21 protein-coding genes and 1 pseudogene are annotated in these 20,508 nt (G+C 68.3%); 13 read left to right on the forward strand and 9 right to left on the reverse strand.

Annotated elements, in window-relative coordinates:
• Positions 1–73 precede the first annotated feature (73 nt).
• The 3 genes and pseudogenes from LTA6_RS00810 to dhaK all read right to left on the reverse strand — a co-directional run.
• A pseudogene (locus LTA6_RS00810) lies at positions 74–745 on the reverse strand (HPr family phosphocarrier protein); the annotation flags it as partial.
• On the reverse strand, positions 745–1,383 hold the full coding sequence (gene dhaL / locus LTA6_RS00815) for a dihydroxyacetone kinase subunit DhaL (RefSeq protein ID WP_341975539.1): 639 nt from the start codon (positions 1,381–1,383) through the stop codon (positions 745–747). The gene dhaL and the pseudogene LTA6_RS00810, both read right to left, overlap by 1 nt.
• A 97-nt stretch (positions 1,384–1,480) precedes the next feature.
• On the reverse strand, positions 1,481–2,473 hold the full coding sequence (gene dhaK / locus LTA6_RS00820; RefSeq protein WP_341975540.1) for a dihydroxyacetone kinase subunit DhaK: 993 nt from the start codon (positions 2,471–2,473) through the stop codon (positions 1,481–1,483).
• A gap of 149 nt (positions 2,474–2,622) precedes the next feature.
• On the opposite strand from dhaK, the gene LTA6_RS00825 reads away from it, so the two are divergent.
• The 4 genes from LTA6_RS00825 to LTA6_RS00840 all read left to right on the forward strand — a co-directional run bounded on the left by LTA6_RS00825 (position 2,623) and on the right by LTA6_RS00840 (position 6,501).
• Positions 2,623–3,393, forward strand: coding sequence for an IclR family transcriptional regulator (locus LTA6_RS00825; RefSeq protein ID WP_341975541.1), 771 nt, complete (start codon positions 2,623–2,625; stop codon positions 3,391–3,393).
• Positions 3,394–3,590: 197 nt separating this feature from the next.
• Positions 3,591–4,694: a hypothetical protein gene (locus tag LTA6_RS00830; RefSeq protein ID WP_341975542.1), complete on the forward strand. Its 1,104-nt coding sequence runs from the start codon at positions 3,591–3,593 to the stop codon at positions 4,692–4,694.
• 173 nt (positions 4,695–4,867) lie between these two features.
• Complete coding sequence (locus tag LTA6_RS00835; RefSeq protein ID WP_341975543.1) at positions 4,868–6,085, forward strand: M20 family metallopeptidase; 1,218 nt, start codon at positions 4,868–4,870, stop codon at positions 6,083–6,085.
• On the forward strand, positions 6,082–6,501 hold the full coding sequence (locus tag LTA6_RS00840; RefSeq protein ID WP_341975544.1) for a pilus assembly protein CpaE: 420 nt from the start codon (positions 6,082–6,084) through the stop codon (positions 6,499–6,501). The genes LTA6_RS00835 and LTA6_RS00840 overlap by 4 nt, the downstream gene beginning before the upstream one ends.
• Here the strand turns inward: LTA6_RS00840 and paaI are convergent.
• The gene (paaI, locus tag LTA6_RS00845) at positions 6,493–6,927 is read right to left on the reverse strand and encodes a hydroxyphenylacetyl-CoA thioesterase PaaI (protein WP_341975545.1); all 435 of its coding nucleotides are present in this window, start codon (positions 6,925–6,927) and stop codon (positions 6,493–6,495) included. The two genes, LTA6_RS00840 and paaI, sit on opposite strands and share 9 nt — an antisense overlap.
• Before the next feature lie 102 nt (positions 6,928–7,029).
• Here paaI and paaA point away from each other — a divergent pair, with 102 nt between their 5' ends.
• From paaA to LTA6_RS00875, 6 genes are read left to right on the forward strand one after another with little or no spacing between them, the layout of a single operon-like run.
• Positions 7,030–8,010, forward strand: coding sequence for a 1,2-phenylacetyl-CoA epoxidase subunit PaaA (gene paaA / locus LTA6_RS00850; protein WP_341975546.1), 981 nt, complete (start codon positions 7,030–7,032; stop codon positions 8,008–8,010).
• Positions 8,010–8,315 (forward strand): 1,2-phenylacetyl-CoA epoxidase subunit PaaB, encoded by a 306-nt coding sequence (gene paaB / locus LTA6_RS00855; protein ID WP_341975547.1) that lies wholly within the window; start codon positions 8,010–8,012, stop codon positions 8,313–8,315. The genes paaA and paaB overlap by 1 nt, the downstream gene beginning before the upstream one ends.
• Positions 8,312–9,145 (forward strand): 1,2-phenylacetyl-CoA epoxidase subunit PaaC, encoded by an 834-nt coding sequence (paaC, locus tag LTA6_RS00860; protein ID WP_341975548.1) that lies wholly within the window; start codon positions 8,312–8,314, stop codon positions 9,143–9,145. Before paaB ends, paaC begins: the two co-directional genes overlap by 4 nt.
• Entirely contained in the window at positions 9,139–9,714 is a 576-nt protein-coding gene (gene paaD / locus LTA6_RS00865) for a 1,2-phenylacetyl-CoA epoxidase subunit PaaD (RefSeq protein WP_341975549.1), read from the forward strand. The genes paaC and paaD overlap by 7 nt, the downstream gene beginning before the upstream one ends.
• Before the next feature lies 1 nt (position 9,715).
• On the forward strand, positions 9,716–10,897 hold the full coding sequence (gene paaE / locus LTA6_RS00870; RefSeq protein ID WP_341975550.1) for a 1,2-phenylacetyl-CoA epoxidase subunit PaaE: 1,182 nt from the start codon (positions 9,716–9,718) through the stop codon (positions 10,895–10,897).
• Between the two features lie 13 nt (positions 10,898–10,910).
• A complete protein-coding gene (locus LTA6_RS00875) occupies positions 10,911–11,681 on the forward strand; it encodes an enoyl-CoA hydratase-related protein (RefSeq protein ID WP_341975551.1) in 771 nt (256 codons plus the stop codon).
• Here LTA6_RS00875 and LTA6_RS00880 read toward each other — a convergent pair.
• Entirely contained in the window at positions 11,668–12,204 is a 537-nt protein-coding gene (locus LTA6_RS00880) for a hypothetical protein (protein ID WP_341975552.1), read from the reverse strand. The genes LTA6_RS00875 and LTA6_RS00880 overlap by 14 nt on opposite strands.
• A gap of 84 nt (positions 12,205–12,288) precedes the next feature.
• Here LTA6_RS00880 and LTA6_RS00885 point away from each other — a divergent pair, with 84 nt between their 5' ends.
• Positions 12,289–12,918, forward strand: a complete 630-nt coding sequence (locus LTA6_RS00885) for a TetR/AcrR family transcriptional regulator (RefSeq protein ID WP_341975553.1) — start codon at positions 12,289–12,291, stop codon at positions 12,916–12,918.
• A 79-nt stretch (positions 12,919–12,997) separates the two neighbouring features.
• Positions 12,998–14,521 carry an ATP-dependent DNA ligase gene (locus tag LTA6_RS00890; RefSeq protein ID WP_341975554.1) on the forward strand — a complete coding sequence of 508 codons (1,524 nt, stop codon included), beginning with the start codon at positions 12,998–13,000 and terminating at the stop codon, positions 14,519–14,521.
• Positions 14,522–14,533: 12 nt separating this feature from the next.
• Here the strand turns inward: LTA6_RS00890 and LTA6_RS00895 are convergent, their stop codons facing one another.
• The 4 genes from LTA6_RS00895 to LTA6_RS00910 all read right to left on the reverse strand — a co-directional run bounded on the left by LTA6_RS00895 (position 14,534) and on the right by LTA6_RS00910 (position 18,562).
• Positions 14,534–15,043 (reverse strand): phosphoribosyltransferase, encoded by a 510-nt coding sequence (locus tag LTA6_RS00895; protein WP_341975555.1) that lies wholly within the window; start codon positions 15,041–15,043, stop codon positions 14,534–14,536.
• Positions 15,044–15,117: 74 nt separating this feature from the next.
• Positions 15,118–15,963, reverse strand: coding sequence for a transglutaminase family protein (locus LTA6_RS00900; protein ID WP_341975556.1), 846 nt, complete (start codon positions 15,961–15,963; stop codon positions 15,118–15,120).
• Positions 15,960–16,886: an alpha-E domain-containing protein gene (locus LTA6_RS00905; RefSeq protein WP_341975557.1), complete on the reverse strand. Its 927-nt coding sequence runs from the start codon at positions 16,884–16,886 to the stop codon at positions 15,960–15,962. Before LTA6_RS00905 ends, LTA6_RS00900 begins: the two co-directional genes overlap by 4 nt.
• Positions 16,880–18,562: a circularly permuted type 2 ATP-grasp protein gene (locus tag LTA6_RS00910; RefSeq protein WP_341975558.1), complete on the reverse strand. Its 1,683-nt coding sequence runs from the start codon at positions 18,560–18,562 to the stop codon at positions 16,880–16,882. The genes LTA6_RS00905 and LTA6_RS00910 overlap by 7 nt, the downstream gene beginning before the upstream one ends.
• Positions 18,563–18,764: 202 nt before the next feature.
• On the opposite strand from LTA6_RS00910, the gene LTA6_RS00915 reads away from it, so the two are divergent.
• A complete protein-coding gene (locus LTA6_RS00915; protein ID WP_341975559.1) occupies positions 18,765–20,486 on the forward strand; it encodes a thiamine pyrophosphate-binding protein in 1,722 nt (573 codons plus the stop codon).
• Positions 20,487–20,508: the final 22 nt, after the last annotated feature.

A 20,508-nucleotide genomic window follows, 5' to 3' on the forward strand; every position in this document is an offset into this window, starting at 1 on the left:
CCCCGAAGCCATCGTCGAAGAGCGCGGCGAGGCGGTCGAGCGCCGCTTCACCCGCGGGGCCGGTCGCACGGAGCTCCAGGCGCTCGCCCTGCCTGGCGCCGAGCATGAGCAACCGAGAGAGGCTCGCGGAAGATGCTTCCGGCCCGTCGGGCAGCCGGCGCAATCGCACCCGGGCCCCCGCGGTCGCCTCCGCGATGAGTGCAGCAGGACGCGCGTGGATGCCGAGAGGATTGCGCACCCTGACGATCCGCGACACCGCATCCGGCCCGGTGAAATTGTCAGAACCCGGGGGTTCGGCTGCCTCGATGGCTGGCGCGTCAGGAACCGGGTCCCCGAGCTGACCTGTTTTCGCTCCGAGCGCTGCTGTCGCCTCCTCGGCGACCGCGTCGAGCGCCGACCCGGCCGCAGCCGACACAACGGCCGCCAGCAGTCCTTCGACGAACGGTGCCGGCACGAGCCGCACCGGTACGTCGCTGGCTCGCAGCTCCAGGGCGAACTCGGCACTGAGCACCGCCGAACCGAGATCCATCAGCACCAGGACGCCGTCGCAATCGTCCGCGAGCTCGTCGATCGCCGCCGCCACCGCGACCGCGTCGGTCCCGAGGATCGGGGTGCCGTCGGCATCCATCCCCGCCCCCGCAGCGACCTGCACGCGCACGCCACCGCCCGGCACCATCTGCAGGGCGAGCTCGAGAGCCGCCTCCCCGAGCCGAGCACTGTGGGAGACGGCGACGATGCCGATCATCAGGACGCGATCGCCGCGGCGAGGGTCTCGAACAGGATCGCCGTGGATGCGGCGCCCGGGTCGAGGTGCCCGGTGCTGCGCTCTCCGAGATAGCTCGCCCTGCCCTTGCGGGCCACGAGCGGGAGGGTCGCATCACGGCCGGCGGCGGCCGCATCCGCAGCGGCACGCACGCCGTCGGCGAGGCCGGCACCACCTGCGATCGCCGCGTCGAGTGCATCGACCGCCGGGGCCATCGCGTCGAACATCGTCTTGTCGCCGGCTTCGGCCTTGCCGCGGGCAACGATGCCGTCGAGTCCGGCGCGCAGGGAAGCGGCGAGCGCCGCAGCATCCAGCTCGGTCACCGGCCCTGCCGCCATGCCCATCCGCAGGAACAGCGTGCCGTAGAGCGGACCGCTGGCGCCGCCCACCGAGCTGACGAGGGTCATGCCGACGGTCTTGAGCAGCTCATCGACGGTGGCGGGCGCTCCGGCATCGAGCTTCTCCACCACCGCGTTCATGCCCCGCGTCATGTTCGCTCCGTGGTCGGCGTCGCCGATGGCAGAGTCGAGTTCGGTGAGCCATTCGCGCTTCTCGGTCACGGCCTCGCGGTAGCGCGAGATCCAGTCGATAAGCGTCTTCGTGTCGATCGTGTCAGTCATGTTTTTCTTTCACAGGTCGTGCGGTCACGGCTCCCGTCGCAAGAACGCCCGGAATCCGACGCCCTTTCCGGGCTTTTTCGCGACGGGAAGGGTTCGGTCAGATGCCCCAGCGGAGTCCTGGGGTGTTCACGGGCGCGTCCCAGAGGCGCAGCAGTTCGTCATCGACCTTCAGGACCGTGACCGAGCATCCGGCCATGTCGAGGGAGGTGATGTAGTTGCCGACCAGATTGCGCACGATCTGCACCCCCGCCTCCTCGAGCAGAGCGGCGACCTCGGCGTACATCAGATACAGCTCGATCTGCGGCGTGCCGCCCAATCCGTTGAGCATCACGATCGCGGGTCCGGCGAAATCGAGATCGGCGAGGATCGGCTCGACGAGCTGGCGGGCGATGTCGGATGCCGGAGCCAGGGGCTCACGGTGACGACCGGGTTCGCCGTGGATGCCGATGCCGATCTCCATCTGATCCTCGGGCAGGTCGAAGGTGGGCTTGCCTGCGGCCGGCACGGTGCAGCTGGTGAGGGCCATCCCCATCGAGCGTCCCTGGCCGTTGATCCGCTTCGCGAGTTCCACGACGGATGCCAGGTCCTGCCCCTCTTCGGCGGCGGCACCCACGAGCTTCTCCAGCAGCACGGTGAGTCCGACCCCGCGGCGACCAGCCGTGTAGAGCGAGTCCTGTACGGCGACGTCGTCGTCGACGATGACCGTACCGACCTCGATGCCCTCCATCGAGGCGAGCTCGGCGGCCATCTCGAAGTTCAGCACGTCACCGGTGTAGTTCTTCACGATGTGCAGCACGCCGGCTCCCCGGTCGACCGCCTTCGTGGCGGCCTGCACCTTGTCCGGCGTCGGAGAGGTGAACACCTCGCCGGCGACGGCGGCATCCAGCATCCCGACCCCGACGAAACCGCCATGCAGCGGCTCATGCCCGGAGCCGCCACCGGAGAGCACCGCAACCTTGCCCTGGGCCTTGGGCATCGCGCGCGTGATGACGTGGTTCTCGAAGTCGACCGCGAGTTCGGGGTGAGCCAGGCTCACGCCCCTCAGCGACTCGACGAGCACATCTTCCGGCGCGTTGATGAGCTTCTTCATCGTGCGATCTCCCTTGATCTCGATTCCGAAGAAATCGGAACGCTTTTCGTTAATGTCGAATATGCTCGGGCTGAGTCGGGTTGTCAAGACCATCCTGAGAACCGACGCGAATACCCGGATCGATGACGAACCGGAGGGAGGATGGATCCGTGATCCAAGCCATCGACCGCGCCGCGAAGGTGCTCGAGCTGCTGCAGGGCGCCCGTCATCTCGGCATCACCGACCTCGCGACCGCATTGAAACTGCCGCCCTCCACCGTTCACGGCATCGTGAAGTCGCTCCGCGAGCACGGACTCGTCGCCAAGGAGCGCGGCGGACAGCGGTACATGCTCGGCCCGACGCTCCTCCGGCTGAGCAATGTGTACCTGGACACCCTCGATGTGCGTGCGCGGGCGATGCGATGGACGCAGGAGCTCGCCAGACGCACCAACCTGTCCGTACGCCTCGGCGCTCCGCACTTCCATGAGGTGCTCGTCATCCACCACAACCTGCGCCCCGACGACAGCCAGCAGATGCTCGAGACCGGCGTCGCCATCCCCGCACACGCCTCCGCGATGGGAAAGGTCCTGCTGGCCTACGACGTCGGCTTCCAGCACACGGTCTTCGAGCAGCCGCTGCGCAGCCTCACCGGCGACACCATCACCGACATCGCGCGATTGACCCTCGATCTGCCCGCGATCGCCGAGCGGGGCACGGCGACCGAAGTCGACGAGGCCGTGCTCGGCGAGTCATCCGTCGCCGCTCCGATCGCCGATGCGTCGAATGACATCGTCGCCGCCGTCGCCGTGGTGATGCCGTCGACCCAGCTGCCGGCACCGGATGCCGTGCTCGATGCGCTGCGCGAGACCGCCCGCAACATCTCGCGCGAGCTCGGGGCCACGACCTGGCCGCCGCGCATCGCACCGCCCGAGGATTCTTAGCGAAGCAACCGGCGAGAGCACCCGTCGCGTGACGCGAATCGGGAGGTGCCCGGACGATCGCGGCCCGCTATACTGCTCGCAATCTGTCCTGCCGGCTCCCGTGTGCCATGGACAGCTGCCTTCACGAAAGGCACCGATGCCTTATGCCCGATCTGGTCACCGCGCGTCCGCGCCATGCCCTGGATGAAGACGGGAACATGCGGGTTTCCGCTGACATCGACGGCGCCGCCCCACTGTGGTTCTCCGTCGCGGCGGACGCCGAGGAATTGCTCGCCGACCGGGCAGACCATGTGGCCGTGGCTCTGCTGCTGCCTGCGATGCGTTACGGACGTGATCTCCGCGTCGGTGGCGTGGTGACAGACAGTCTGCTGCACAGGCTGAACCATGACCTCCAGGCGCTGGTGCGAGCCGTGCACTCGAATTACCAGACGGTTGCCGTCACGGCTGACGAGACGATTCCCGCCGGCGAGGCCCCGACCGGAGTCGCGACGGGCTTTTCGGGCGGTGTCGACAGCTTCGCCACGCTGACGGAGTACGCATCCGCAGCAGGGGTGCCGGAAGCGTTGCGGGTGACGCATCTTCTGAACAACAACGTCGGGGCGCACGGCGAGGGGGGCGAGAGTCTGTGGCGAAGGCGATTCGAGGCGCTGCGGCCCGTCGCCGCGGAGCTCGGCCTGCCGTTCATTCGTGTCGACAGCAACATCGATGTCCACTATCCGCGGATGGGCTTCATGCAGACGGCGACATTCCGCAATGCCGCGGTCATGCATCTTCTCGGCGGCGGCATCGGACGCTGCTACCACGCATCCGAAGGGGCGTTCCGGAATCTGCGGATGCCACCACCGCACGGCGATATCGGCCTGGTGGGGGCGATGACGTTTCCACTGCTGTCGACGGCGGCGCTGACGGTGGAGTCCACGAGTTCGGGCATGTCCAGGATCGAACGAACGCTGGCGCTCGTCGGCAGCCCGTACGCGCGCTATCTGGATGTCTGCATCGACGCGGACCCGAATCGGACAACCAACTGCTCCCGATGCTGGAAATGCATGCGCACGATGCTCACGCTGGAGATCGCCGGACGTCTTGACGAGTTCGTTCCCGTGGTCTTCGTCCGTGCGCCGTATGAGCGACGGCGCTGGCAGTACTACGCCGAACTGTTGTCATCGAGTGAGCCGAACGATAGAGAACTCGTCGAGTACGGCGACAGAAACGGCTGGCGCTGGGGTGCGGCCGCCCGCGGCCGGGCTACAGCGCGCCGTGCCAAGCGCTGGGCACACGACCTGGCGCGGGCGACCCGATGACGTCGCCGAGGCGGCGATTCCCCGCCGCCTCTCCGACGTAGAGGCGCAGGTCGGCACCCGCGCGGCGTCTTCGGCGGCTGACCCTCACCAGGACGATCTGCCGTACGGCGCCGAAGTCCTCCGGCGAACCGCGCCCCTGTGGCGCGACGCTCCGCCTCGACTAGCGTGGAAACGTGATCACCCGCGAACTGGCCAAGGCAGCGCGAGCGGAAGCAGACGCCCTGCTGCCCGAACTGATCGCGCTCCGCCGCCGACTGCACGCGACGCCGGAGATCGGATTCCACCTTCCGCACACGCAGGCTGCCGTCCTGGAAGCGCTCGAACCCCTCGGCCTGGAGATCACGACGGGCACGGATCTGAGCTCGGTGACAGCCGTGCTGCGCGGATCCTCGGCCGGCCCCTCGGTTCTGCTGCGCGCCGACATGGATGCCCTGTCGATCACGGAAGCGACCGGGCTGCCGTATGCCTCGACCAACGGCGCCATGCACGCATGCGGTCACGACATGCACACCGCCGGACTCATCGGCGCCGCCCAGCTCTTGGCGGCGAGACGGGATGAGATCACCGGCTCGGTCGTCTTCATGTTCCAGCCTGCCGAAGAAGCCGGCGGCGGAGCGCCCCTGATGATCCGAGACGGGGTTCTGGATGCCGCCGGAGTCCGCGTCGATGCCGCCTACGGCATGCATGTCGGACCCGGGGTTCGCGGACTCTTCCAGACGAGGCCGGGCCCGATCATGGCCGGCTCGAACGCGGTCAAGGTCCGCATCCGTGGCCGAGGCGGTCATGGCGCCCGCCCGCACCTCTCGGTGGACCCAGTGCCGGCGGTCGCCGAACTCGTCCTGGCGCTCCAGAACTGGGTGACCCGCCGCTTCGACGTCTTCGACCCTGTGGTGCTCACCGTGACGAAGCTGTTCGCCGGCGAAGTCCTGAACGTGATCCCCGATGAAGCCGGTTTCGCGGCGACCCTGCGCACCCTTTCGGCCGCCTCGATCGAGACGGTCCGGAACGAGCTTCCCGCCTTCGTCGAGCGCATCGCCGCCGCCCACGGGTGTACGGCCGAGGTGGAGGTGATCGTCGGATACCCGGTGACGGTGAACAGCCACGCCGAAACCGGCTCCGCGATCGGGACTCTGCGAGGGATGTTCGGCGAAGAACGCGTCGAGGAGCTCGCCTCGCCTTTCATGGCATCCGAGGACTTCTCGTACGTGCTCAACGAGGTTCCGGGGGCGTTCGTCTTCTTCCGAACGACGCCGGCCGACCTCGACCCCGCCGAGGCGGAGGCGAATCACTCTCCGCGCGCGGTCTTCGACGATGGCCTGCTCGCGGATCAGGCTGCCGCGATGGCAGCGCTCGCACTGAGCCATGTCGGCCGAGCGGCGGTGCCGGCATGATCACCCGTGACCTCGCCATCGCGCTGCGAGATGCCGGCCTGACCTGGCTTCCCGACAGCGGCGACCGTTTCCAGCTCGATCTCCCGGACGATGTCGAGCACGAAGCCGAGGCCGAGATCTTCACGGTCAGCGAGATGACGATCGAGGCGCGGCGGACGCCGAGCGGCACCGACCTCGCCTTCAACGGCACGACCGAGTGGGCGCTCGATGCGGTCACGCTCGAGGATGCCGTGTGGCTGCCTCGCGAGGATCAGCTCCGCGAGCTCCTCCGCGGAACATTCCGCCGCCTCGTCCGCCTCGAAGACACGTTCCGCGTGGAGATCGAGATCGCCGGTGAGTCGCTGGAGTTCGAGCATCCGGATCCCTCGGAGGCCTACGGGAACGCGCTCCTGGAACTCATATCGCGCTCACTGTGAGCCGTTCTTCGTGAAAGACCGGCCGCGGACCTCGGCGACCGTCTCGCCGGTCTCGTCGACGACGGTAATGTCGTAGAGGCCTGTGCGCCCGCGCCGGACTCGGCGTTCCGCGGTCGCGGTCAGCCGCTGGCCTGGCCGCGTGGATGCGAGGAAGGTGATGTCGGCGCCCTGCGCCACCGTCGTGTTCTCGTCCTCATTGCAGGCGATCGCGAACGCCGTATCGGCGAGAGCGAAGACGAGACCGCCGTGCGTGATCCCGAATCCGTTCACCATGTCGGCGCGCACGATCATCGACACCACCGCACGCCCCGGCTCATCGAGGTGCACCACCATGCCGAGCGCCGCGGATGCGGCATCCCGGCGCAGCATCGGGCGCAACGCCTCAGACGCCGTCCCGATTCCGGCCGGCAATTCGTCAGCCGCCATCGTGCACCTCCCGAAGGCCCGCATCTTGAAGGGCGAATCCTTCTATGCAAGAATAACCTAACGATCGGTCAGTAAAGAAGCACCGAAGCTCAGGAGTCGATGATGACCAGCCCCGCAGACCTCTCCGTCGTCGAAGACGAGACGTCGGAGCAGCAGCGCCTGTTCGACGACCTCATCGCGCACGAGCAGCGCATCGAGCCCCGCGACTGGATGCCGGACGCCTACCGCAAGACACTGATCCGCCAGATCTCGCAGCACGCGCACTCCGAGATCATCGGCATGCAGCCGGAAGGCAACTGGATCACCCGCGCGCCGAGCTTGAAGCGCAAGGCGATCCTGATGGCGAAAGTCCAGGACGAGGCCGGCCACGGCCTCTACCTCTACTCCGCAGCGCAGACGCTCGGCATCACCCGCGACGAGATGATGGACCAGCTCATCTCCGGCAAGGCGAAGTACTCCTCGATCTTCAACTACCCCACCCCGACATGGGCGGACATGGGTGCGATCGGGTGGCTGGTCGACGGCGCGGCGATCTGCAACCAGGTGCCGCTGTGCCGCGCTTCGTACGGGCCGTACGGCCGAGCGATGGTGCGGGTCTGCAAGGAGGAGTCGTTCCATCAGCGCCAGGGCTTCGAGATTCTGCTGAGCCTCATGCAGGGCACTGACGAGCAGCGGCAGATGGCCCAGGATGCCGTGAACCGCTGGTACTGGCCGAGCCTGGCCATGTTCGGCCCGCCCGATGACCAGTCTCCGAACTCGGCGCAGTCGATGGCCTGGAAGATCAAGAGGTTCTCGAACGACGATCTGCGCCAGCGCTTCGTGTCGATGCTCGTGCCGCAGGCCGAGATCCTCGGTGTCACGCTGCCGGACCCGGAACTCCGTTTCGACGACAGCACAGGGCAGTACGAGATGGGCGAGATCGACTGGGACGAATTCTTCGAAGTGCTCCGCGGCAACGGACCGTGCAACGCCGAACGTCTCGAACGACGCCGCACGGCGCATGAAGAAGGTGCATGGGTGCGCGAGGCCGCCGCCGAGTACGCCCGGAAGCAGGCTGTCCGCAACGAAGGGAAGGTCGCCTGATGACGACGCCAGGGGCTGTTCCGTCCGAGCCGTGGCCGCTGTGGGAGGTCTTCGTGCGCGCGAACCGCGGACTCAGCCACGTGCACACGGGCTCGCTGCACGCGCCGGATGCCGAGATGGCCATCCGCAACGCCCGCGATCTGTACACCCGACGCGGCGAAGGCGTCTCGATCTGGGTCGCGCCGGCGGATGCGATCACGACGAGCGACCCGGATGCCAAGGGCGCGTACTTCGAGAGCCCGGCAGGAAAGAACTACCGGCACGCGGTGTACTACACGGCATCAGAGGGGGTGCCGCACCTATGAGCATCCACGAGATCGACTCCCCCCACGGCGACGTGATGGTCGAGGAACTCCGCCTCGCACAGGAGCTCGCGGGGACCGGCGCGAAGGCCGCTTCCGCCGACGTCGCCGAGTACGCGCTGCGGCTCGGCGATGACGCGCTCATCCTCTCCCAGCAGCTCGGCGCGTGGATCTCGCGCGCCCCGGAGCTCGAGGAGGACGTCGCTCTCGGCAACATCGCCCTCGATCTGCTCGGCCACGCCCGCTCCTTCCTGCACTACGCCGGCTCCTTCGACGGACGCAGCGAAGACGACCTCGCCTATTTCCGCGACGAGCCGGAGTTCCGTTGCACGTGGATCGTGCAGCAGCCGAACGGCGACTTCGCCCAGACCATCGCCCGGCAGTTCGTCGTCGCGACCTACATGTTCGAGCTCTACTCCGCGCTGCGGACGAGCAGCGACGAGACATTCGCGGCGATCGCCGCGAAGGCCGTCAAAGAGGTCGACTACCACCGCGATCACGCGGTGCAGTGGGTGCTGCGCCTGGCCGGCGGCACTGCGGAGTCGCGCACGCGCATCATCCGGGCCATAGGCGATGTCTGGCCGTACGTCGATGAGCTGTTCCGCGACGACGACCTGATCGACCGCCTCGGCGACGCAGCCGTGCGTCCGTCGACCCTGCGTGCCGGTGTCGACGCCGTCGTCGACACCGTGTTCGCCGACGCCGAGCTGTCGGTGCCCGCCGTCTCAGCTTCATCTGCCGGAGGACGGCAGGGCGCGCACTCGGCCCCGCTCGGGCACATCCTCGCCGAGATGCAGGTGCTCGCGCGACGGCATCCGGGGGCGACATGGTGACGCAGACGCACATCCCCCGGTCGTCGAGCGACGCCTCCACTCGCACGTTGAGCGAGCGGAGCAAGACGAAACGCGCCTATCCGACGCTCAACGACCGGGAAGCCTGGCGCATCGCCGCGGCCGTCGCCGACCCGGAGGTCCCGGTGCTGACCATCGAAGATCTCGGCGTGCTGCGCGCCGTCGAGGTCGACGGCGACCACGTACGCGTGGACATCACGCCGACGTACAGCGGCTGCCCGGCGATGGACACCATCCGCGACGACGTCATCCTCGCGCTCACCGCCGCCGGCTTCGGCGACGTCGAAGTGCGCCTGGTCCTCGCCCCCGCGTGGACGACCGACTGGATGTCGGATGCCGGCACGCGCAAGCTCGCCGAGTACGGCATCGCCCCGCCCTCCGGCCGTGCGGCGGTCAGCACCGGGCCGATCCGACTCGCGATCAGCGTCCGCTGCCCGCGCTGCGGATCGCTCGACACCCACGAGGTCTCCCGCTTCGGCTCCACCTCATGCAAATCGCTCTTCGAGTGCCGCGCGTGCCTCGAGCCCTTCGACCACTTCAAGGTGCATTGAGATGTCGCTGTTCACCTCCGCCCCGGCATCCGTCAGCACACCGCACCGCGAGCGGACTCCGCCACCTGCGAAGAAGCGCGCACGCTTCCACACCCTCGCCGTGCAGGACGTGCGCCCGCTCACCGACGACGCCGTCGAGGTCACCTTCACCGTCCCGGCAGCACTCGCCGACGAGTACGACTACCTCCCTGGCCAGTACGTCGCCCTGCGCACCACACTCGACGGCACCGAGGTGCGCCGCTCCTACTCGCTGTGCCGCGCTCCGGAGCACCGCACGGCGGACGACCGCTCTGCCGCGATCGACACCCGCCTGAGCGTCGCCGTCAAGCGCGATGAGGGCGGCCTCTTCTCGACGTGGGCGCAGACGCAACTGCGCCCGGGCGACGAGATCGACGTGATGAGCCCGCAGGGCACTTTCACCTCGGCGCTCGGCGATCTCGATCATCGGCATGTCGTCGGCATCGCCGCCGGTTCCGGCATCACTCCCCTGATGTCACTCGCCCACACCGTGCTCGCGGCGTCAGACACCGCCCGCTTCACGCTCGTGTACACGAACCGTTCGACGCTCGACGTGATGTTCCTCGAGGACCTCGCCGACCTCAAGGATCGCTACCCGACGCGGCTCACCCTGCACCACGTGCTCTCGCGCGAGCAGCGTGCGGCGCCGGTGCTGTCCGGGCGGATCGACGAGGAGAAGCTGCGCACGATCCTGGGCGCGCTCATTCCTCCGGAGACGGTGGACGAATGGTTCCTCTGCGGCCCGCTCGCCCTGGTCGCCCTCTGCCGCGAGGTGCTCGCCGATGTCGGTGTTGCCAGGGAGCACATCCGCTTCGAGCTGTTCACCACCGGAGATGAGCCGGTGCGCGCAGCCCGCCCCGTGCAGGTGCGTGCCGGCGAGAAGACGGTGCGGATCGAGGTGACTCTCGACGGCGTCTCCTCCACCGTGGAAAGCCCGATCGACGCGCACGAGTCGGTGCTCAATGCCGCGCTCCGCGTGCGCCCGGATGCTCCGTTCGCGTGCGCCGGAGGCGTCTGCGGCACCTGCCGCGCACGCGTGGTCGAGGGCAGCGTGACGATGACGGAGAACTACGCCCTGGAACCCGACGAGCTCGCCCGCGGTTTCGTGCTCACCTGCCAGTCCCATCCGACCAGCGACCGCCTGGTCGTCGACTACGACGTGTGACTCGGAGGAACCCATGATCGAACTCTCCATCGCCGACGACATCGCCACCATCGTGCTGAACGCACCCGAGAGGCTCAACGCCCTCGACGAGCAGGCACTGCACGGCCTCGGCGTGGCCTACGACGAGGCCGAGGCGGCAGGCGTCCGTGCGCTCGTGCTGCGAGGCAAGGGCCGCGCATTCTGCGCCGGCCGCGACATCTCCGACGTCGACCCGCGCAATGATGACGTCATGGGCTACCTCGGCGGCCTGGTCACACCACTGCTGCAGCGCATGTCTCAGTTTCCTGCGCCGACGTTCGCCGTGGCGCACGGTGCGTGCCTCGGCGTCGGTCTCGGCCTGCTCATCGCCACCGACGTCGTCTACGTCGCGGAGTCGGCGAAGATCGGCTCGCCGTTCGCCGCGCTCGGCGCGACGCTCGACTCCGGCGGGCACGCGCTGTTCCTCGATCGCCTCGGTGCACACAAGACGCTCGATCTGATCTACACCGGCCGCCTGATGAGCGGCACCGAAGCGGTGGAGTCCGGCCTGTTCTCCCGCGTGCTGCCCGACGATGAGGTCGTCTCAGCGACGTCGGATGCGGCGACGAAAGCCGCCCGCGGCGCGACCGCGGCGTTCCTCGCCAGCAAGCGCCTCATCGCTCGCATCCGCGACGAGCGCCTCGCTCTCTGGGAGTCGGTCGACGTCGAGAATGCCGCCCAGGCCGCGCTCTGCGAGACTGCCGACTACCGCGAGGGGTTCGCGGCGTTCCAGGAGAAGCGCAAGCCGGAGTTCACCGGGCGGTGACGTCGCTCACAGGTGCGGCCCGCCTGGCGCGCCGACTGTCCTTCTCCTCCGGGAACAGCGCCCGCAGCACTCGGACCCAGCGGGTTCGGTTGCGCGGCCGTGGCACGGAGCGTCCGGCGAGAAGGTCTTCGACATTGTCGAGCAGCTCTTCGAGCACGGCGTCATGCAACGGGATGAGTGCGACGAGCAGAACCCGCGACGCCCGCTGGATCACGAGCTCGTGAACGAGTTCATCCCCCTCGCGGCGAAATTCGTGGAAGCCCTCGAGCTGCGGCATCGTGCAGGCGAAGCGGAAACGCGAGTCCTCGACCTCTGAGACGACGTAACGCACGGCGCCGTGCCCACCGGATGACCCCACTGTGATTCCTCGATCGAGCAGCATCGGGTCCCAACCGTCCGCCGGCCATACGCGGCTGCTCGGATCGGCGACCCGGAGCGCCAGCTCCCAGGCGGCGTTGATGTCGGAGTATCGGCGCCGATGCACGTTGCGGATGCCGGTCGCGGTTCGTGTGGTCCAGGTCATGCGAACACCGTAGCAGTAAACGAATCAGTATTCTAGAATCAATCCTCGCTACCCATCCTCGACGCGGGATGATTGAATCGCCGTGTGCCTCGCCCCTCTCGCTTCACCACCGATGACGTGCTGGATGCTGCATTGCGGGCCGTGGTCGAGAACGGTCGCGACGCCACCATCTCGATGATCGCCGACCGCATGGGCGGTCCCGTCGGATCGATCTATCACCGATTCGGATCACGCGAAGAGATCCTGGTGCGGCTCTGGCTGCGCTGCATCCGACGTTTCCAAGCGGGCTTCATCCGCGCGGCGGAAGAACAGGACGACGCGTTCGAGGCGCTCCTGGCGTGTGCGGTGTCCATTCCGCGCTTCTGCGCCGAGAATCCCGATGAAGCGGTCGGTCTGTCCCTCTACCGGCAGGAGCTGCTCCTCGCGACCCTCCCCTCCGGAGCCCTCCGGGACGAGGTCGCGGAGCTGAACATCGGCGTGATCGGCCTGATGACCAGGCTCGCACGGCGGCAGTACCCCGACGCACAGGACGCCGTGGAACGCGTCGATCTCGCCATTCGAGTGATCCCGTACGGCATCGTGCGCGGCCTGCTCGGCCGCCCGATCCCTGCCCTGATCGAACCGGCCGTGATCGCCGCGGCGAAAGCGGTTCTCTCCGCCGAGACGGCCGCGACCGCCCCGTGGCATCCGGGAGCACCTGCGCCCACCACCTGAGACCGGCGAGAAGGGAGCGCCGCGCGCGCGGTCTCGCTGCGCCGCCCCGGATGTCGGATGCCGGTGGCAGAATGCGGGGATGATGCTCGCCGATGCCGTCACCACGACCGAGGAGGTCGCGACGACCTCCTCGCGACTGGCGAAGATCGAGTCCGTCGCCGGGCTGCTCCGGCGCGCCGCTCCCGACGAGATCCTCCCGCTCACCGGGTTGTTGCTGGCAAGCCCTCGCCAGGGCCGGCTCGGCGTCGGCTGGCGCGGGATCTCCGCCCTCGATGTCACGCACGCAGATGCTCCGACACTGAGCATCACCGACGTCGATGCCGCCCTGACCGCTCTGGCGACGGTCCTCGGATCCGGATCCGCGGCCGCGCGGAGCAGGCACCTCTCCGAGCTCGCTGCCCGAGCGACGGCCGAGGAGTGGGATTTCCTCGCCCGCGCCATGCTCGGCGAGCTGCGCACAGGTGCACTCGGGGGCGTGCTGCTCGACGCCATCGCTCGCGCCGCCGACCGCGATCCGGCGACTGTCCGCCGTGCCGCGATGCTCTCCGGCGACCTGGGCGAGACCGCTCTCCTCGCCCTCACCGGAACCGCCGAGCAGCTCGACGCCGTCGGACTCGTGGTCGGCCGTCCGGTGCTGCCGATGCTCGCGGCCACCGCGGCGACTCCCACAGCCGCGCTGGAGATCACCGGCGACGCATCCGTCGAATACAAGCTCGACGGCGCCCGGATTCAGGTCCACCGCCGCGGCGACGATGTCGGCGTCTTCACCCGCAGCCTCGCTGACATCACCCACCGCGTACCCGAGATCGTCGAGATCGTGCGCGGTCTTCCCGCGCGCGACCTCATCCTCGACGGCGAGACCCTGTCGCTCGACGAAGACGGCGGGCCACGACCGTTCCAGGAGACGATGTCGCGGTTCGGCGCCGATGTCTCCCGCGAGCTCGTCCTGCGCCCGTGGTTCTTCGACCTGCTGCACCTCGACGGACGAGACCTCATCGACGAGCCGCTCGCCGTTCGCCTCGCCGAGCTCGACCGCGTCGCGGGCAACTGGCGCATCCCGGGCATCATCACCGACGACCCGGATGCCGCCGAGCAGTTGTCCCGCGACGCCCTCGCGGCCGGGCACGAGGGCGTCGTCGTCAAGTCGACCGAATCGCCGTACATCGCAGGGCGCCGCGGCAAGTCCTGGGTCAAGGTCAAGCCTGTGCACACCTACGACCTCGTCGTGCTCGCCGCGGAGTGGGGCTCCGGCCGGCGGCGCGGCTGGCTGTCGAACATCCACCTCGGCGCCTACGACCCCGAGGGCGAGTTCGGTGAGCCGGGCGGATTCGTCATGGTCGGCAAGACCTTCAAGGGGCTCACCGACGAGTTGCTGCGGTGGCAGACCGAGACCTTCCCCGAGCGAGAGACCCACCGCACCGGAGCCGCAGTGTTCCTCCGCCCTGAGGTCGTCGTGGAGATCGCGATCGACGGTGTGCAGCGCTCACCGCGCTACCCCGGCGGCATCGCCCTGCGCTTCGCCCGCGTGAAGCACTACCGTCCGGACAAGGCGCCGGCAGACGCCGACACCATTCAGACGCTGCGCACCCTGCTTCGCGGATGAAGAACTGACGCGTCATGCCGAAGGCGGCAGGCCCAGGTCCTCTTCGCGCACCGTTCCCTGGAACGACCAGGGAAAGTTGATCCAGAGGTCGGTGTCCTTCCAGGCGAAGTCCGGCTGGATGATCGTCGACGGCTTGGTGTAGATCGTCACCGAACGGACATCCGCCCCCTTCTCCTTGAGCAGCTGCACCGCGAGAGCGAGCGTGCGACCGGAGTCGGCGACGTCGTCGACGAGCAGCACCCGGCGCCCGTCGAGGTAGGCCATGTCGAGCTCGGGTGGCAGCACCTCCGGTGCGTCGAGCACGGTGCCGATGCCGGTGTAGAACTCGACGTTGATGGCGCCGCAGTTCTTGGCTCCGAGACCGTAGGCGATGGCGCCGGCCGGGAGCAGACCCCCGCGCGCGATCGCCACGACGACCTCCGGCTCGAAGCCGGCCGCGAGGATGCTCCGCGCCAGATCGCGCGTCGCCGTGCCGAAGCCGTCCCAGGTGAGCGTCTCGCGCTCGTTCGATGCATCACTCACGGTGTCGCCCTCTTCTTCCGCCGTCGGTCTGTGAGTACAACTCTGGCATGCACGCGCACGGTGAGCGCGGAAACTCATTCCAGCCGGGTCAGCTCCACCGATACGAACAGTTCCGAGGCGCTGGGCCCCGCGTACACACCGCGAAGCGGAGCCACATCGGCATACTCGCGTCCGTGGCCGACGTAGACGTGGGATTCGCCGATCTCCGTGAGGTTCGTCGGATCGTATCCGCGCCACTCGCCGGAATACCATTCCACCCAGGCGTGGGATTCACCGACGACCGGCTGCCCGATCGACGCGCTCAGATCAGGGTGCAGATAGCCCGAGACATAGCGTGCGGGGATGCCGGCCGCTCGCAGCACCCCCAGCGCGACATGCGCGATGTCCTGGCATACGCCGGAGCGCGCAGCCCACGCGTCACGAGCGGTGGAGTTCACGCCGGTCACTCCGCTCCGGTACTCCATCGCCTCACCGACCGTGCGACAGATCTCGAGAGCCGTCTCATCGAGGCTGCCGCCCTCGGCCTCGATGCGCAGGGCGAGATCGAGCATGTCCGCGTCGGGGGCAGTCGCCGGCGTCTGTGCGACGCACTCCGCGAGCGACAACGAAAGCGGAATCCGCGCGGCGACCTCGTCCCAATCCAGGCGCACCCCAGAGGGCGGGACGGGCCGCACGTCCACGACACTTGTCGCCGTGACCGACAGCATCTGATGGGGGACGAGCACCTCGAAGGTCGATACCCGCGTGTCCCAGTAGTCCGCATACGAATGCTGCGCTGCGGTGGGCGATATCTCCAGGCCCGCCTGCAGAACAAACTGCCCCTCCCTCGAATGGGGCAGCATCCGCGCCTCATTGTAGGAAGCCGTCGCCGGCTGCTCGTAGCGAAATCCCGTCCGATGAACGATCCGCAGCCGGCTCACAGTGCCTCTCCGATCCACACCGGCATCGCGATCGACGGGAAATACCGTTCTCGGACCGCATCGCTCGCCATCGACACCCCTACCTGGACTTCTTCCATGCTCTCGGAGAGGCGATAGACGATGTCGCCGATCGGCCGATACTCCAACTCCGAACGCATCCGACCGAGAACCCGATGTGCGCTGTGCGGTACCCCGAATGCGCTGGTCGGATCGATTCCGCGTAAGCACTCCTCCGCCTGCAGCACGCTCGACAGGACCGACCGCGGGAACAGTCGATCGACGAGCAGGAACTCCACTGCCGACGCTGCCGTCGGCACCGCTCGATGGCTTCGCAAGTGCGCCTCGTATGCCCCGCAGCTGCGCAGCAGGGTAGTCCAACTCGGTCCGCTCGCGTCAGTGAGGGACCGCGTCGCGAGCAGCCGCGCGGTCATGTCGGCCCGCTCGATGGATCTCCCGAGCACGAAGAAGTGCCATGCCTCGTCCCGGCTGGTCGACGAGTCCACCACTCCGAATGCCAGCGCCGACCTGTCGCGCACCCAGCGGAAGAACGGGTGCGTCTTGTCGGAGGCGATGCGCCGCGGCATCCGGGCGTGCGATTCGTTGAGCGTCTCCCAGAGATCGGTCGAGATGATCTCTCGTGCCCGTCGCGCGTTCTCCCTCGCCGCGACGATCGAGTGCCCGATCGACGCCGAATGCTCGCGGTCGAGTGCGAGCAGACGCATCACGTCGTCCCGATTGAGGGGCGTCTCATCGTCGACCGTGGTGCCCATGACGGACAGCAGCGCGCGACAGGCGGTGTCCTCATCCACCCACGGATCCTCCAGCAACAGCTGAAGATGCACGTCCAGAATGCGAGCGGTGCCATCGGCCCGCTCGATGTAGCGGCCGATCCAGAACAAGGCCTCGGCGATGCGGCTCAGCATGTCGGCTCCTCGCGCTGCTGCTGTTGCTGTTGCTGTTGCTGCTGCTGCCGGACCTCGACGTCTTCGTCCTGCGGCGAGGAGAGGAACGGTGTGTGCGGTTCGAGGCGCGCTGGCGCGACGACGGTGATCGCGCCTGTCGCGAGTGAGACTTCATCGGACGCCGGGTCCGGCTCACCCGCGACCGTCGCCGTCGGTCCCGTCAGCAGTGAGGGATCCAGCACCCAGGTGTCCTTCGAGCCTCCGCCCTGACTCGAATTCACGACGAGCTGCCCTTCCGGCAACGCCACCCGGGTCAACCCGCCGGGAAGCACCCAGACGTTCTCGCCGTCGTTCACGGCGAAAGGTCGCAGATCGACGTGCCGCGGACGGAAGCCGTCCTCCACCAGTGTCGGGATCGTCGACAGCTGAACCACGGGCTGTGCGATCCAGCCGCGCGGATCGGCAAGGAGCGAACGGCGCAACTCCTCGAGAGTCTCTCGCGACGCATCCGGCCCCACGACGAGCCCCTTGCCGCCGGAGCCGTCGACGGGCTTCACGACGAGCTCGTCCAGCCGATCGAGCACTTCCTCCAGCGCTTCGGGTTCCTCGAGTCGCCATGTGTCGACGTTCGGAATGATCGGATCTTCACCCAGGTAGTACTTGATGAGCGCGGGAACGTAGGTGTAGACGAGCTTGTCGTCGGCCACCCCGTTGCCCACAGCGTTCGCAATGGTGACGTTGCCGAGTCGAGAAGCGAGCATGAGCCCGGGCGCCCCCAGCACAGAATCCGGCCGGAAGTGCTGCGGATCGAGGAACTCGTCATCGACTCGTCGATAGATGACGTCGACCCGGGTGGGACCGGCCGTGGTGTGCATCCAGACGCGTCCGCCTGAGCAGAAGAGGTCCCTGCCCTCGACGAGTTCGATGCCCATCATTCGCGCGAGCAGCGTGTGCTCGTAGTAGGCCGAGTTGTGCACGCCAGGTGTCAGCACGACGACCGTGGGGTGATCCACGCCCTGCGGTGCCGCCGCTCGCAGCGCCTGCAGAAGGCGGCTCGGGTAATCGACGACGGGCCGGACACGGAGGCTGGTGAACAGTTCCGGAAGGGTCTGCGCCATCACTCGGCGGTTCGCAAGCACATAGCTGACGCCGCTCGGGACCCGCACGTTGTCTTCGAGCACCCGCCACGCGCCGTTCTCGTCGCGGATGAGGTCGATGCCGGCGACGTGGATGCGCACACCGTTCGCACCCACGATCCCGGCCGCCTGGCGGTGAAAGTGCGTGGACGAGCTGATCAGGGAACCCGGAATCACACCGTCCTGCACAGCGAGCTGCGGACCATAGACGTCGGCGAGGAACGCCTCCAGCGCACGGACCCGTTGCGCCACACCGGACTCCACATAGCGCCAGTCGTCTGCAGCGAGCACGCGAGGCACGACGTCCAGCGGAAACGGTCGCTCTTCTCCAGCGAAGTCGAAGGTCACGCCCTGCGCAAGATAGGAGGTCGCCAACGCGTCGGTGCGTGCGCGAAGCTCCGCGTCATCCATCGCGGCCAGCGCGGGGTACATGTCCCGATACGGGCCGCGCACCTCCGCGTCGCCGGGAAGCACCTCCGCCGGAAACATCTCGTCCCACGCGCGGGGCCCGGGCCCCGCCGGGCGGCGGCGGGTGGTGTATCCGTTGAACAGCGACTCCATGGCGGCATGCTCCCGCGCCGCGGTTTCGCACATGTTACGGCGTGAAGACGGTGCGGCGACAACGCCGACCACGGTAGAATTCCGGTGTCCGGTACGACGTTTGCCGGTGTCCGAAAAAGGGGCACGAAGCGCTTCGCGAAGATGCGAAGGCGAGACACATACGGATCCCATCGTTCTCCGTTCCGTCTCGAAAGGCTTTCGCATGCCCACCGTCTCCGCACATGTCGCGCTCACTCTCGCCCATCACACAGACGCCGTCTTCGGGGTGATGGGCAATGGCAACGCCTACTTCCTCGACGCGATCGAGAGGCAGACGGATGCCGTGTTCACGGCCGTCCGCCACGAGCAGGGCGCCGTCGTCGCCGCTGACGCGCACTTCCGTGCGTCCGGGCGGATCGCCGTAGCGACCTCGACCTACGGCGCCGGATTCACGAACACCATCACCGCTCTGGCCGAGGCCGTGCAGGCGCACGTGCCGCTCGTGCTCGTCGTCGGAGATGAGCCGACGTCGGGGCCCCGCCCGTGGGATGTCGACCAGATCGCCCTCGCCTCGGCCGTCGGTGCCCGCACGTACACCGTGGGCCGCGCGGATGCCGCAGCCACCACCGTCATCGCGATCGAGCACGCCCTGACCTACCGGGTGCCCGTGGTGCTGGCGATTCCCTACGACGTCGCCGCGCTCGAGGCCGGCTGGGTGCCGGCAGCACCGGCGCCTCGCATCCCGGCTCCGCTCGCTCCGAAGGGTGAGTTCGCCGCAGGGATGCTGAAGGAGATCGCCGCTGCGCTGCGCGATGCCGAGCGCCCGTTCCTGCTCGCCGGTCGCGGCGCGTGGCTCGCCGGAGCCCGCGAGGCGCTGGGCGCGCTGGCCGACGCGACCGGCGCTCTCACCGCGTCGTCAGCCCTTGGCCGCGGTGTCTTTCCTGCCACCGAATACGACCTCGGCGTCACCGGCGGCTTCGGCGCCGACGGTGCGATGTCGCTCATCCGGGAGGCCGACGTGGCCGTCGTGTTCGGCGCATCACTGAACCAGTTCACGATGCGCTTCGGCGAGCTGTTCGCGCCGGGGACCCGCATCTTCCAGGTCGACATCGCGCCCGCCGCCACCCACCCGCACGTCGGCGGCTTCGTCCGCGGCGACGCCCGGATCATCGCCGAGAGGCTCGTGCACCTCGTACGGAAAGTCGGACGCTCCGACGAACGCGCCGGCGAGAACGCTTCGAGCACCGGCGGGTCGGACGCGGCATCCGACGTTTCGATCGCCAGCACCCCGTGGCGGGAGAGCGTCGATGTGGCATCGGCTCGCGCCTATGCGCCGGGAGACGACCTTGCTCCGGACGGACGCCTCGACCCGCGTTCCGCCGCCCGCCGCATCGCCGAGCTGCTGCCGAAGGATCGCGTCGTCGTCTCCGACGGCGGACACTTCATCGGCTGGGCGAACATGTACTGGCCCGTCGAGTCCCCCGACCGGATGATGATGATCGGCACCGCGTTCCAGTCGATCGGGCAGGGCTGGCCCAGCGTCGTCGGAGCCGCGCTCGCCCGCCGCACGTCGACGGTGGTGCTGACGTCCGGCGACGGCGGCGGACTCATGGCGATCGCGGACCTCGAATCCGCGGTCCGTGCGGCCGGGGGCCGCGGGATCGCCGTGGTCTGGAACGACGCCGCCTATGGCGCCGAGGTCAATCTCTACGGCCTCAAGGGGCTGGCCGAAGGTCCGATGCGGATTCCGGAGGTGGACTTCGCGGCGTTCGGCGCGGCCGTCGGGGCCGAGGGCGTCGTGGTGCGGACGCTGGCGGATCTCGATCGGCTCGCGACCTGGGCAGAGGAGGATGCCGCATCCCGCCGCTTCCTGCTGCTCGACCTGCGCATTTCCGGTGACGTCGTCGCTCCGTACCAGGAGGAGATCATTCGCGTGAACTCCTGAGGAATCAGGGCCCCAGCCGCGA

The sequence above is a fragment of the Microbacterium sp. LTA6 genome, assembly GCF_045690355.1.
GTDB lineage: Bacteria > Actinomycetota > Actinomycetes > Actinomycetales > Microbacteriaceae > Microbacterium.